Genomic DNA, 14,508 nt, shown 5'->3' with positions numbered 1-14,508 from the left:
ACCATATTCTTTCCTGAATTCAGGAAGTAAATAATTAAAATATTAAAAAAATGAAGACAAAGCTGAAATATCTAAAAACATATGCTTGGTTATTTATAACTAGTATAACAGTCTTGATCTCTTGTCAGGATGATGACCTTCCGGAAGTTGGAGACTTACCTGATTTAACACCTCCTTCTGCAAACTTTGTAGCCATTCAAAAAGAAGGAACGACTCCAGAAGAAGATTTTAAAATTTATTTTCTAACAAATCAGTCGGTGAGTTCAACTGATTATCAATGGGAAATCCCTGAAAATGTTACATTGTTAGACCTGGACACAGATGATGATGTTACTCCTTCACTTACTTCAGAAAACATCAATTTAGAATTTCCAGGAGAAGGTACATTTGAAGTTACGTTAACTTCTTCAGATAAATTGGGAAAGACGAGCACAATTACCAAAAGTATTGAAGTAATTGAGCCACCAAAACCAGATGTTCCCGACCCCGTTTTAGTAAACTCTGATTTTGACAAACTTCCTAAATCATCAGGTTCTGATTGTACTTGTTCTGGTTGGATTAATAAAAGTATTGGAGACCAGGGAGAATCTAGTTCTGGTAATGGAGGTTCTGATAACGTTGTAAAATTTGATAACAATGAGCCAGATCATCTGTATCAAGAGTTCGAAGTGATCCCAGATTCAGACTATACAGTAGAAATAGTGACATCTTTTAAAAGTCCGACAGGAGGTTCGTTCCCCAGTATGCTTGAATTAAGAGTTTTAGCTGGTTCTGGATATACAGGAGGTTACACTCCAACGTATTATACAGATACTGTAGATTTTCCTCAAGATGGTTTTGGTTATTCTTCAATTTCACAGGTAGAAGAGGCGGCAAACAACCTTCTAATTCAGACACAAGCTAACCCTAACGATGATGGTTATATCACGTATACATATTCATTTAATTCGGGAGCTAATAACAGTGTTGCTCTTTTTATAAGAGGTATTGGAGGCCCAGCTACTGGTGGTGGTGGTGGTGATTTCGGATATAATAGTGGAGATGAAGAAATACGAGCTGATTCGGTAACTGTTACGGCTACTAATTAATTTGTAAAATGAAAAATATTAAAAAAAATATAGTCCCCTTTTTAGTATTAATATTTCTATCTGCCAATACTACTTGTCTAGCCCAGACAAGTAGTATTGCAGATTCTAATACTCAAAAAGAATCGGAAAAGAAAGAAAAACAGTTATCACCAAAAATAGATTTAAGCCATTGGAAGGTAACCTTACCTATAGGCAGCCCAAAGCCAATTAATGTGAGTCCTCCCGAAATTTTGGATTATGCAAACAATCCTACACTACAAAAGTACATGTATAATGACCCAAAAGATGGGGCACTCGTTTTTTATGCAACACCAGGAGCAACCACCACAAACACCAAATATTCTCGATGTGAATTAAGGGAACAAATGGTACCTGGCAAAAATAATGTCAACTGGACTTTCAAAGAAGGAGGACGTATGAAAGCTACTATAGCCATTGATGAAATTTCTAAAAACGAAAAAGGTAAATATGATAAGGTAATAGTACTACAAATTCATGGGAGATTATCAAATGAACAGCGAGAATTAATTGGAAAAAGCGATAATGATGCACCTCCTATTATGAAAGTATATTGGAATAATGGGCGAATACGATTAAAGTCAAAGTTTCTTAAAGATCAATATGTCTCGGATAAAGAAATCTTAAAAAAATCTACCTGGAAAGATGATGAAGGATATAATTTTCCTAAAAAGGTGGGTTTTGAAAAATTCACAGTGGAAATAATCGCCTCAGAAGGTAAAATGAAAGTGATACTAAATGATAAGTATTCAAAAGTATACAAAGGAATTGATATGAAGAGATGGGGAGTATTTGAAAATTATTTTAAAGCCGGAAATTATCTGGCTACAAAAAATAAAAATGCATTCGCCAAAGTAAAATTTTATGATTTAACCGTTAGCCACTAAGCCATGATGTTTTCAAAAAACATGATCACATATTTACAAAACAATGCTTACAGAAGATGTTTTAAAAACGTAGCATTGGTGGTATTAAACTTTACGATGTTAATCAGTGTTAGCTGTCAAAACGATAGTGACAATAATGACAATAACATTCTTGAAGAAGATTCAGGTGATATCGAGCAAAGTGGTGATAATGTTACTAATGAAGACAATACAAACCCAGATAATTATATACTATCAAAAATTGATTTAAGTCATTGGAAGGTCACCTTACCTATAGGAAATCCAACTGAAGTTAAACCTCCAGAAATTCTAAATTATGCTACAAATGAAATATTGAAACCTTTTATGTATAATGACTCTACAGATGGTGCTTTAGTTTTTCACACCTATCCAGGCTCATCCACAGCAAATTCTTCATATTCAAGAACAGAACTAAGGGAGCAAATGGAACCAGGAAGCAATACAACCAATTGGACATTTGCTCAGGGTGGAACCATGAAAGGTACACTGGCTATGAATGAGATTACAAAAGATAATAATGGTAAATATCATAGAACTATTATTATGCAAATCCACGGTAGATTAACTAACCAACAAAGAGATCTGATTGGACAAAATGATAATAATGCTCCCCCTATTCTTAAAATATACTGGAATCAGGGTAAAGTAAGAGTAAAAACAAAAGTTTTAAAGGATATAAACGCAAGCGATACAGAACTATTAAGGACAGATGCCTGGGGAGATGATGAAGGATATACATTTCCTGAGTATGTAGGTTTTCAAAAATTTACTCTGGAAGTAAAAGTAAGTAAAGATAGAATGGAAATCATTCTTAATGAAAACTCCTCTGTGGTGTATGATGATATCAATATTAAAAAATGGAGTGCCTTTGAAAATTATTTTAAGGCTGGTAACTATTTAGTTACTCGTGATGAAGGAGCGTATGCGACAGTCAAATATTATCACCTAGAAGTTGAACATTGACAACATAAAATCAATACTAATAGAAATACTGATGATAAAATGATATACATAAAATGAACTTGAGTTAGCCTTGCCATGAGTTTGTTATTCCACAAAAAGGTGTAACAAACTCTATCGGCAGAAAGGGAAAAATCAAGTAAAATTATAATCACTAATATCCTTTTATTGTAACAAATAATTTTTTAATTTTGGAAAACCAATCTGGTTAACCAATTTTAGTTAATATCTATTTTATACTATGAAATTAGAAATACTAACAAAAAATGAAAATGAACAAATCCAAAGAAAAATTATTTCTCAAATACGGGATTTAATTAACTATAAAAACTTAGAACCTGGAGATAAACTACCTTCTGAACGAACATTATCAGAAAAATTCGAAGTAAGTAGAAGTGCCATTAGAGAAGCAATCCAGAAGCTAGAATTTTATGGGTTACTGAAGTCTATCCCGCAAAGTGGAACTTTTGTAGCTAACATTGGAGTTATAGCGCTAAATGGTATGATTGAAGATATATTAAGACTTAACGAACCCGATTTTAAATCTTTAGTAGAAACTCGGATTCTTTTAGAACTCAAAACGGCAAGATTAGCAGCAATACGAAGGGATGAAAATGATTTAAACCTTATGAAAGATGCTCTTGACGCTTATGAAAACAAAGTAGTCAAGGGTGAAGATGCCGTACAAGAAGATTTGCTATTTCATCTGGCCATTGCAAGAGCAAGCAAAAACAGTTCTATGAACACTTTAATGTTAATGATTACACCCGGTATCATAACTAATTTCGAAAAACACCACGTTTGCGATGCTAATCAAACTTTTTTAGGAATACAGGAACATAATGATATCTACAATGCCATAAAAAACCAAGATCCAAAACTAGCGAAAGAAAAAATGAAAGCGCATTTCAAAATACTGTATCAATACTGTTACAGTCAAAAAGATTAAAAAATCAACTAATGAATAATCGTAGATAACATAAAATTGCACGTTTTTATCTACTAATAAAATATTAAAGGAGGGATAATCTATACTTAAAACTATTAGTGCTAAAATTACTGATTTGTATACAACTATACATAATAGATTAAGTAAGAAACGATACGTATTACATGTTTGACTTTTACCCCAGTTCACATCAAATACATTATAGAAGCCTCTTTAACAAATAAAAATATATGAAAGTTAAAGGATTACGATGGTGGATTATTGGACTAGTATGCCTAGCCACAATAATAAATTATATAGATAGATCAGCATTAGGAATTATGTGGCCCGAAATGAAAAAAGATTTAGGGCTCACAGAAGAAGATTATGCCTGGATTATCAACATTTTTACCATCACATATGCTGCCGGTAAATTTATCTCTGGTTGGGTATATGATAAAGTGGGCACTAAGATCGGGTTTGTATTATCAATCTTTTTCTGGTCGTTAGCATCTTTACTGCACTTTTTTGCCAAGGGATTAGCTTCTCTCGGTCTATATAGAGGAATATTAGGAGTTTCAGAAGCTGGGAACTGGCCGGGTGCTGTAAAAAACAATGCAGAATGGTTCCCTATAAAAGAAAGAGCAGTCGCCCAAGGGATATTTAATGCTGGAGCCGCTATTGGTTCTATTGTTGCTGCACCAACAATCGCTGAATTATTTGAAGGATATGGTTGGAGATGGACATTTATCATCATTGGTGTTATTGGTTTTTTGTGGATTATTCCTTGGTTAATTTTTAATAAAAAACAACCTAAAGAACATCCCTGGATAACAGACAATGAAAAAGAATATATCCTATCCGGTCAAGAACAAAACAAAGAAAAAATAGATAAAAGCAAAGCTATGCCGCTATCAAAGATTCTTAGTTTCAAAGAAGCTTGGGGTATATTAGCAGCTAGGTTTTTTATTGAACCAATATGGTGGTTATTTGTGTTCTGGATGCCTATTTACCTTAATAAAGAATATGGATTTAATGTAAAAGAGATTGGGCTGTATGCATGGTTTCCATACGTTGGGGCTGCTATAGGAAGCATTGCTGGTGGCTGGTATGTACAAAGATTAATGAAGTCTCTAAGTCTTGATAAAGCAAGAAAAAGAGTTATCGCACTTGGTGGAGCTATTATTTTTATAGCTATTATAGGAGCTATTCTATTTGCAGACACTCCTATCAAGTTTGTTTCCTTCGTGTTTATAGTGCTTTTCGGATTTCAATTTTCCATTAGTAATATCCAAACACTTTCTAGCGATCTATTAAAAAGTAAATCTGTAGGAGCACTTGCGGGTCTTGCAGGTACTATTGGAGCCATTTCAGTAGCGATCATGAATTTCATTATTCCAAAAATAACAACTGTTTCCTATACTCCAGCTTTTATCATTCTGGCAGTATTGGCGCCACTATCAGTACTATCAATTTTTGTACTGATCAAAGAAATAAAACCACTAAAAGAAAAAAATTAACTTAATAATTATTAAAAAATGAATTTAAATGGAAAAGTTGCCGTTGTAACTGGTGCTACCGGTGGTATCGGTTTTGAAGTTGCAAAAAGATTAGGCAACGATGGATATACTGTAATATTAAATGGTATAGAGGATGATAAAGGAGCTGAAAGAATAGAAGAGCTTACCGCACTAGGAATAACTGCAGAGTACTATGGATTTGACGTTACAAACGAAGAAGCTGTAACATCAAACATTAATGCTATTGGAGAAAAGTATGGTAAAATTGATGTGCTCGTGAATAATGCCGGTGGATTAGGAGGAAGGTCAAGATTCGAAGAAATGACAACAGAGTTTTACAGAGCCGTAATGGCATTAAACCTTGACTCTACCTTCTTTGCTTCAAGAGCCGCTATTCCTTTTCTTAAAAAAGGAGATAACGCCTCTATAATTAACTATACATCTAATGCAGGATGGACTGCCGGTGGACCTGGAGCTGGAATCTATGGAACCTCTAAAGCAGCTGTTAATGCAATAACCAGGGCATTAGCAAAAGATCTAGCAGAGTATGGAATTAGAGTAAATGCAGTATCTCCCGGTACAATTGACACGCCATTCCACGCGCAAATTAAATCTACAAAACCAGAAGTTTTTGCCTCATGGAAAAATAATATTTTACTAGGACGATTAGGCCAACCCGAAGATGTAGCCTCTGTGGTTTCTTTCTTAGCAAGTAATGATGCAGCCTTTTTAACGGCTGAAACAATTCAAATTGGAGGAGGACAGGCTTTAGGGATTTAAAAATAAAGAATTTTATAACGTTAAAATAGTAAATTAGTTAACCAGCACTTAATAACCTTTATTTTGGGATATAATACTAATATAAATGTAGATCCGGATGTTAATTAAAAGTCTAGATCAACAAATAAATCAAAGTTGAAAATGGAGAAAGTAGTAACCTTTGGAGAAGTTTTAATGCGTATTGCTCCACTGGGAAATAAAAAATTAAAACAATCTAACCAACTAGAGTATTACTTTGGCGGAACAGAGGCTAATGTTGCAATTTCTCTATCTCAATTAGGTAATGCAACACAGCATATTACCGCTGTATCTAATGATTTTGTAGGTGATGCTGCAAAAAGTTACCTCCAAAAGTTTGGTGTAAATACAAGCTCAATTATCAATTCTGAACATCCTTTAGGTTTATATTTTCTGGAAGTAGGCGCGGTGATGAGATCTAGTACAATATCATACAACAGATCTCAAACTGCGTTTAGTAACATTGACCCAAAAGAGATAGATTGGCCTACAATTCTTGAAGATTGTACTTGGTTCCATTGGACTGGTATTACTCCTGCCCTATCCTATAATGCTTATAAAGCGCTTAAAGAAGGGCTTAGGGTCGCTAATAATAAAGGAATTACAATATCTGCAGACCCAGCATATCGAAGTAATTTATGGAACTACGAAAAGAATGCATTTGAAACTCTTAATGAGTTAGTAAGTATGTCCAATATTTTTATTGGCGGTCCTAATGAAATAAATGAACTACTAACCACTACATTTGCACATACTAAAGAAGGTTTTATTGCAGGAAGCAAGTTATTGATGAGTGAACATCCAAGTATAAAAAAGGTATTTGATAAGACCAGAATATCTATTAATGCCAATTGGCATAAAATAAGAGCCAGAATGTGGAATGGAAATGACTATGCTCAAACAGATGAGTTAGAAATTACTCATGTAATTGATAGAATTGGTACAGGTGATGCTTATGCTGCGGGATTAATTCATGGTCTTTTACACTATGATGATGTCATGGCACTTGAGTTTGCTAATGCCTCTTGTGCGATTAAACATACGATTGAAGGTGATGCTAATTTAGTTACCGAAAAAGAAATACTGAATATTATTCAGGGTAACCTGAGTGGTCGAATCATACGATAATGGCAAAATATACAAGAATAGAAGTCACGCAAACCATGAGTCAAACAGGGATAGTTCCATTGTTTTATTATCATGACCCTGAAATCGTTCAAAAAGTGATTAAAGCATGTTATAATGGAGGTGCACGAGTATTTGAATTTACGAATAGAGGCGATAATGCTCAAGACGTATTTTCTAAGGTTATCGAGTGGTGTGCTAAAAATCTTCCAGATATGATTCTTGGTATTGGATCTGTAGTCGATTCGGGAACCGCTTCTCTTTATATTCAAAAAGGAGCTAATTTTATCGTATCACCGATACTAAATCCCGATATCGCAAAAGTCTGTAATCGAAGAAAAATTGCTTGGCTACCTGGTTGCGCCACGTTAACAGAGATCAATTATGCCGAAGAACTTGGAGCAGAAGTTGTGAAGATTTTTCCTGCGGCTCAAATAGGAGGTCCTGATTTTATTAAAAGTATTAAAGCTCCTTGTCCATGGTCAAGTATCATGCCTAGTGGTGGCGTTACTCCTGAAGAAGAAAATTTAAGAAACTGGTTCCTTTCAGGAGCTCATTGTGTAGGGATGGGATCAAAACTTATCGTTAAAAACAGTAATGGTGATTTTGACTATGAGATGATTGAGAAATTAACTTATAAATCAATTCAGATAGTACAAAAATTAAAAAAAGAAAGTTGATTTTATGTTTTGTGTTTTGTGTTTTAGTTATGTAATAAATCAAAACTGAAATTAGATTACTCTTGAACGACTCAGCTATTAGCTAATGTCGAAAAACCCCTTGTTGAATTAACAAGGGGTTCTTTTTATTATTAATAATATAATGTATCAAAAAAACGGGTACTAAAATGATAACAGAATAGTGATTACCATGAGTACCCCAGACCAAATCCAAACGTTGGTATGATACCATTTTCTTTTAACTTTACCGTAATTGTACCATGATCTTTATAATTAAATGGCATATAGCTAATCCCTAGATTGAGATCTAACGTGAGACCACCTTTATTAGCCAATTGATATCCCGATTTAATACCGCCTCCTAATGAATGAAAATAAATGGGTCGATTAATAGTGAAAAAAGCCAAAGCAAATTCAATAGTCTCTTCTTCACCGGGTATAACCTCCCCTCCTTGATAGTGGGCTAGTGCACCTAAGTAGAATTTGTTAATTGACTCTGTAAAGTAGTATCGATATTGCAAAGATGCCCCTTGAGACTTATATTTTAAACCACCAACTCTGAATCTACCTATTCCTGCACCAAATAACACAGAAGAGTGTTTCGTAATTCCTCTTTCATAAGATAATAAATCAGAGCCATCCCATAAGGCTAGCGGATTAACTTTGATTGAGTTTGATATTTCTTGGGCATGAACACCCAAAACAACGCAAATATTGAAAGCGATAAATAAAAAAGTTTTTTTCATTATTAATTAAATCAGTTATTTCAAATTTTAGGGTTGTGTTTTTTATCTGTTGAAGTAATAAAGATTGTTAACAGAACAACAATTACATTCCACCATTAAAGAAACACTACCATAAATGTCACAAAATGCAAAAATGTTACCCAAGTATCTTTAAAAAATTAGCATAAAAAAGCCCGAGAAAAAATCTCAGGTTTTATATAAAGTATATTTTAGACAAGTATTACCAGGAATACCCTAGGCCAAATCAAAAAAAAAGTAACATACTACTTACTTTCAATATCAGTTTAGATTGTGTATATCACTACGCCATAACTAAATAACTAGAACTTACAATTAGATTAAAATAAATCCAATCTACTTGCAATCGATGCTGTTAATAAATGTTACACCAAGAATTGAAACAAATCAGGTTTGTCATTTAGATAATCTCCATAGAAATTCAATTTTTTCATTCTCGAAATAAGTGGCTTGAGGTCTTCTTTATCTTTCAATTCAATTCCAACTACAGCTGGACCATTTTCTCTACTTGATTTTTTAGAATATTCGAAATGAGTAATATCATCATTAGGCCCAAGTACTTCGCCTACAAATTGTTTTAAAGCGCCTGCACGTTGTGGAAAACGAACGATAAAATAGTGTTTCAAATCGGCATACAATAATGCTCTTTCTTTAATTTCTGCTGTTCGAGTGATATCATTATTACTACCACTTACTATACAAACTACATTTTTTCCTTTGATTTTATCTTTATAAAACTCTAGCGCGGCTAGTGTAAGTGCTCCTGCCGGTTCTACAACTATGGCATCCCTATTATATAAATCAAGTATAGTTTGACAAACAAGCCCTTCAGGTACAGTAAACATATCGGATAAATGCTCCTTACAAATCTCAAAGTTAAGATCTCCTACCTTTTGTACAGCAGCACCATCAATAAACTTATCAATATCAAAAACTTCAGTGTTTTTATTATTCTGAAAAGAAGTTAACATAGAAGGTGCTCCCTCGGGTTCAACTCCAATAATCTTTGTTTTAGGCGAAAGCGCTTTTAATGCTCCACATAATCCAGAGGCTAATCCTCCCCCACCAATAGCTACAAAAACATAATCAATAGGATCATCGGTCTGTTTAAATATTTCAAGACCAATAGTACCTTGCCCTTCTATAGTTTTTGGGTCTTCAAACGGATGTACAAAAGTTTTATCTTCTAATTCACACAAGTGTATTGCGGCTTTCGAAGAATCATCAAATGTATCACCTTCAAGAACTATTTTCACATGATCTCCTCCAAACATTTGTGTCTGTGCAACTTTTTGTTTTGGCGTTACCGATGGCATATAAATAGTGCCATCAATTTGTAAATGATTGCATGCAAATGCCACTCCTTGTGCATGATTTCCTGCACTTGCGCAAACCACTCCTTTATCCAGTTCTTTTTGAGTAAGAGAGCTTATTTTATTAAATGCACCTCTTATTTTATAAGAACGAACACGCTGAAGATCTTCTCTTTTCAATAAAATATTGGCACCGTATCTTCTAGAATATCTAATACTATTTACCAAAGGAGTTACCATTGCTACTTCTTTAATTACAGAAGCCGCCTTTTGTATATCCTCTAATTCAGGGAAATATGTAGTCGTTACCGTGCTCATAATTATTTAATTCTATTTGTTTGCCTGGGCCCATCAAAGGTTACACAATACACATCTCAAAAACTTCAACAGACCCTTGGCTAAACAAAATTTAGTGTTATCTATACTATAGGTTTCATTGCTGTCATAGAAGCTCTAAGTCTGGCTCCAACAACTTCGATAGGGTGATTTCTTAATCTTGCGTTTACTTCGATTAATTTTGCATTATCCACTCCATTATTTTTACCTTGATCATATGCTTTTCCAATGACGTTGGTATCTATGTTTTTCATAAAACCTCCTAATAAAGGCTTACATGCATGATCAAATAGGTAGCATCCATATTCTGCTGTATCAGAAATTACACGATTCATTTCAAATAACTTTTTACGAGCAATAGTATTTGCAATAAGTGGAGTTTCATGCAGAGATTCATAATAAGCCGATTCTTCAATGATCCCAGAATCTGTCATAGCTTCGAATGCCAGTTCTACCCCTGCTCTAACCAAGGCCACCATTAATACTCCATGATCATAAAATTCTTGTTCAGATATTTCAACTGCTCCCGCTGCAGTTTTTTCAAATGCAGTTTCACCAGTTGCAGCTCTCCATGACAATAGATTTTTATCATCATTAGCCCAATCTTCCATCATGGTTTTTGAGAAATGTCCAGAAATAATATCATCCATATGCTTCTGAAACAAAGGTCTCATAATATCTTTCAATTCTTCAGATAATTCAAACGCTTTTATTTTTGACGGATTTGATAAACGGTCCATCATATTAGTGATACCTCCGTATTTTAATCCCTCTGTAATAGTTTCCCAACCATACTGAATCAATTTAGAAGCATATCCTGCATCAATTCCTTTTTCCAACATTTTGTCAAAACACAAAATAGATCCGGTTTGTAATAGACCGCAAAGAATCGTCTGCTCTCCCATCAAATCTGATTTAACCTCGGCTACAAATGAAGATTCTAATACTCCAGCCCTGTCTCCTCCAGTTGCAACTGCATAAGCTTTTGCCTGATCTAAACCGTGCCCTTGAGGATCATTCTCTGGATGCACTGCAATAAGAGTTGGAACTCCAAACCCTCTTTTATACTCTTCTCTTACTTCAGATCCAGGGCATTTTGGCGCCACCATAATCACAGTTAGATCTTCTCTAACCTGCATACCTTCTTCAACAATATTAAAACCATGAGAATACGATAGGGTAGCTCCTTTTTTCATGAGCGGCATCACTGCGGTTACTACTTGAGTATGTTGTTTATCTGGTGTAAGATTAATTACCACATCAGCAGTTGGAATCAATTCTTCATAAGTTCCAACATTAAAACCATTATCGGTAGCATTTACATAAGATTGTCTTTTTTCATTAATTGCTGCTTCTCTAAGCGCATAAGAGATATCCAATCCAGAATCTCTCATGTTTAGACCTTGATTAAGTCCTTGAGCACCACATCCTACAATAACAATTTTTTTTCCTTTAAGTACATCTACTCCAGCCGAGAATTCATCGGCATCCATAAATCTACATTTTCCTAATTGTGTTAATTGATCTCTTAATGATAGCGTATTAAAATAATTTGCCATTTTCCTTCTTAATTAGTTGTTTTTTCCTGTTACAGGATATTGATTTTTAATTTTGATTTATAGTTGTTTTTCTTTTTGGGTGTATCCCTTAGCCGACACTTCGATAAACTCAGTGCCATCTTAGGGTCGGGCTATCCGCTATATCTTTTATCTCAAATCCCTTCGAAAACCTCTGGGATCAGAGATAAAAGGATGTCGCTGCTATCCCTTACACGGCTTCTTCTGTAAAACTTTCTAATATTTTTGAAATATCCATTTTCTCCTTAGTTACAGCAATCCGACCCGAACGCACAAACTGCATTAACCCATACGGTTCTAATTTATGATATAGTGCCTGTACTTCTCTACGCCTACCCGTCTTTTCAATTACAAAAAATTCTGGGGTTACTGTAACTATATTCGCATTACTATTTTTAATTACATTTTGGATTTGTCGTTCTTCAAATAACAATTTAGAAGCTACTTTAAACAAAGCCGTTTCCTGATAAATAATATCTTCTTCTTTATGATAAAATGCTTTGATCACCTCGATTTGCTTCTCTATTTGCCCAACAATCTTTTTAACCTGTTCCTCGGTCACTTTTACTGCAATAGTAAATCGAAACACATCTTTGATTTCTGATTGTGATGCAGTCATACTATCCAAATTAATATGACGCTTTAAAAAGATCGCTGATATTCTATTAAGCAATCCTATATTATTTTCGGTATATACCGATATTGTAAAATTTTCTTTTTCCATAACTATTCTAATCTTATATCAGAAACCGATGCTCCTGTTGGGATCATAGGAAATACATTATTTTCTTTTTCTACACATACTTCTAAAAAGTAAGGCTCTTTACTAGCAATCATCTCAGCAATAGCATCTTGCAAATCCTCACGTTTGGTAACTCTTTTAGCCTCGATATGATATCCTTTTGCAATGGTCACAAAATCTGGGTTCACCATTTCTGTAGATGCATATCGCTTATCAAAAAATAGCTGTTGCCATTGTCGCACCATCCCAAGAAAATCATTATTTAATACTACAATCTTTACCGGTACTCTAGTCTGAAAAATAGTACCTAATTCTTGGATGGTCATCTGATAACCACCATCGCCAATAATCGCTACTACTTCTCTCTCTGGAGCTCCCATTTTGGCACCAATCGCTGCTGGTAAGGCAAACCCCATAGTTCCTAAACCTCCAGATGTTACATTACTCTTAGAGGTTGTAAACTCTGCATAACGACAGGCAATCATCTGATGCTGCCCTACGTCTGATACTATAACAGCATCTCCCTTGGTCTCTTCATTAATTCCTCTAAGTACCTCGCCCATAGAAAGCCCATCTTTGGAAGGAAACAATTCTTCTTTGATTACTTTATCATATTCTATTACATCATAATCTTTGAATTCTTGTAACCAAGCATCATGAGAATTAGATTGAACCAAAGGCAAGATCTGCGAGAGTGTGTTTTTTACATCTCCCATTACAGCAACATCTGCTTTTACATTTTTATTTACCTCTGCCGGGTCAATTTCAAAATGAATGATTTTAGCTTGCTTGGCATAGGTATTTAAATTACCGGTTACACGATCATCAAAACGCATTCCTATCGCCAATAGAAGATCACATTCATTAGTTAATTTATTTGGACCATAATTACCATGCATCCCAACCATTCCTACATTAAGAGGATGTGCGGTTGGCAATGCGGATAACCCTAAAATTGTCCATGCTGATGGTATTCCAGATTTTTCTATAAAGTTTTTTAATTCCTCTTCGGCCTCACCTAAAATAACACCCTGGCCAAAAACGATCATTGGTTTTTTAGCCTCATTAATCAATTTAGCAGCTTTTTCTATACTCTTTGGATCTGTTTTAGGAACGGGCTTATAGCTGCGCACTCCTTTACATTTTTCGTAAGCAAAATCCAACTCTCCAAACTGGGCATCTTTAGTGATATCAACTAATACAGGGCCTGGACGTCCAGATTTGGCTATATAAAAAGCTTTTGCCAAAACAGTTGGAATATCTTCTGCTTTTGTCACCTGGTGGTTCCACTTCGTAATTGGAGTAGAGATCCCGATAATATCGGTTTCCTGAAATGCATCAGATCCCAATAAATGTGACCCTACCTGACCGGTAATACATACCATAGGCGTAGAATCAATCTGCGCATCTGCAATCCCTGTTACAAAATTAGTCGCTCCTGGTCCCGAAGTAGCAATAGCCACACCTACTTTTCCACTGGTTCTTGCATATCCTTGTGCCGCATGAGTAGCACCTTGTTCGTGCCGAGTTAATACATGATGTAATTGATCCTGAAACTTATACAATTCATCATATACTGGCATAATGGCTCCACCTGGATACCCATAAATCAAATCTACTCCTTCTGCCAAAAGACACCTGATTACTGCTTCTGCACCAGTCATACGCTTTGTTTCCACTTTTGTTTTCTTTTCAATTGTTTGCGTTTGTGTTTCCATACGCTTGCTCTTATTTAAGCTCTAGTAATCACT

13 protein-coding genes are annotated in these 14,508 nt (G+C 34.8%); 8 read left to right on the top strand and 5 right to left on the bottom strand.

The annotated features are described in order from the left end of the window. Positions 1 to 50 precede the first annotated feature (50 nt). The 8 genes from JJQ60_RS03995 to JJQ60_RS03960 all read left to right on the top strand — a co-directional run bounded on the left by JJQ60_RS03995 (position 51) and on the right by JJQ60_RS03960 (position 8,025). The gene (locus tag JJQ60_RS03995; RefSeq protein WP_201916851.1) at positions 51 to 1,088 is read left to right on the top strand and encodes a PKD domain-containing protein; all 1,038 of its coding nucleotides are present in this window, start codon (positions 51 to 53) and stop codon (positions 1,086 to 1,088) included. 8 nt (positions 1,089 to 1,096) lie between these two features. Next, entirely contained in the window at positions 1,097 to 1,993 is an 897-nt protein-coding gene (locus JJQ60_RS03990) for a polysaccharide lyase family 7 protein (RefSeq protein WP_201916849.1), read from the top strand. 21 nt (positions 1,994 to 2,014) lie between these two features. Beyond that, positions 2,015 to 2,977, top strand: coding sequence for a polysaccharide lyase family 7 protein (locus tag JJQ60_RS03985; RefSeq protein ID WP_236669028.1), 963 nt, complete (start codon positions 2,015 to 2,017; stop codon positions 2,975 to 2,977). 238 nt (positions 2,978 to 3,215) lie between these two features. Beyond that, positions 3,216 to 3,923, top strand: coding sequence for a FadR/GntR family transcriptional regulator (locus JJQ60_RS03980; RefSeq protein WP_201916847.1), 708 nt, complete (start codon positions 3,216 to 3,218; stop codon positions 3,921 to 3,923). Between the two features lie 230 nt (positions 3,924 to 4,153). Then, entirely contained in the window at positions 4,154 to 5,422 is a 1,269-nt protein-coding gene (locus JJQ60_RS03975; protein WP_201916845.1) for an MFS transporter, read from the top strand. An 18-nt stretch (positions 5,423 to 5,440) separates the two neighbouring features. Next, entirely contained in the window at positions 5,441 to 6,202 is a 762-nt protein-coding gene (locus JJQ60_RS03970) for an SDR family NAD(P)-dependent oxidoreductase (RefSeq protein WP_201916843.1), read from the top strand. A gap of 141 nt (positions 6,203 to 6,343) precedes the next feature. Beyond that, a complete protein-coding gene (locus JJQ60_RS03965; RefSeq protein WP_201916841.1) occupies positions 6,344 to 7,348 on the top strand; it encodes a sugar kinase in 1,005 nt (334 codons plus the stop codon). After that, the gene (locus JJQ60_RS03960; protein WP_201916839.1) at positions 7,348 to 8,025 is read left to right on the top strand and encodes a bifunctional 4-hydroxy-2-oxoglutarate aldolase/2-dehydro-3-deoxy-phosphogluconate aldolase; all 678 of its coding nucleotides are present in this window, start codon (positions 7,348 to 7,350) and stop codon (positions 8,023 to 8,025) included. The genes JJQ60_RS03965 and JJQ60_RS03960 overlap by 1 nt, the downstream gene beginning before the upstream one ends. A 185-nt stretch (positions 8,026 to 8,210) precedes the next feature. On the opposite strand, the gene JJQ60_RS03955 is transcribed toward JJQ60_RS03960, so the two are convergent. The 5 genes from JJQ60_RS03955 to ilvB all read right to left on the bottom strand — a co-directional run bounded on the left by JJQ60_RS03955 (position 8,211) and on the right by ilvB (position 14,475). Beyond that, a complete protein-coding gene (locus JJQ60_RS03955) occupies positions 8,211 to 8,771 on the bottom strand; it encodes a DUF3575 domain-containing protein (RefSeq protein WP_201916837.1) in 561 nt (186 codons plus the stop codon). A 383-nt stretch (positions 8,772 to 9,154) separates the two neighbouring features. After that, entirely contained in the window at positions 9,155 to 10,420 is a 1,266-nt protein-coding gene (gene ilvA, locus JJQ60_RS03950; RefSeq protein WP_201916835.1) for a threonine ammonia-lyase IlvA, read from the bottom strand. Between the two features lie 101 nt (positions 10,421 to 10,521). Next, positions 10,522 to 11,997: a ketol-acid reductoisomerase gene (gene ilvC / locus JJQ60_RS03945; RefSeq protein WP_201916833.1), complete on the bottom strand. Its 1,476-nt coding sequence runs from the start codon at positions 11,995 to 11,997 to the stop codon at positions 10,522 to 10,524. 208 nt (positions 11,998 to 12,205) lie between these two features. Then, on the bottom strand, positions 12,206 to 12,739 hold the full coding sequence (gene ilvN, locus JJQ60_RS03940; RefSeq protein WP_201916831.1) for an acetolactate synthase small subunit: 534 nt from the start codon (positions 12,737 to 12,739) through the stop codon (positions 12,206 to 12,208). Positions 12,740 to 12,741: 2 nt separating this feature from the next. Beyond that, positions 12,742 to 14,475 (bottom strand): biosynthetic-type acetolactate synthase large subunit, encoded by a 1,734-nt coding sequence (gene ilvB, locus JJQ60_RS03935; protein ID WP_201916829.1) that lies wholly within the window; start codon positions 14,473 to 14,475, stop codon positions 12,742 to 12,744. Between the last annotated feature and the right edge of the window lie 33 nt (positions 14,476 to 14,508).

The sequence above is a fragment of the Aquimarina mytili genome (genome assembly GCF_016735115.1).
In the GTDB taxonomy this organism is placed as follows: domain Bacteria; phylum Bacteroidota; class Bacteroidia; order Flavobacteriales; family Flavobacteriaceae; genus Aquimarina; species Aquimarina mytili.
The sequence above is the reverse complement of the archived record's forward strand: the minus strand, read 5'-3'. Positions and strand labels throughout refer to the sequence as shown.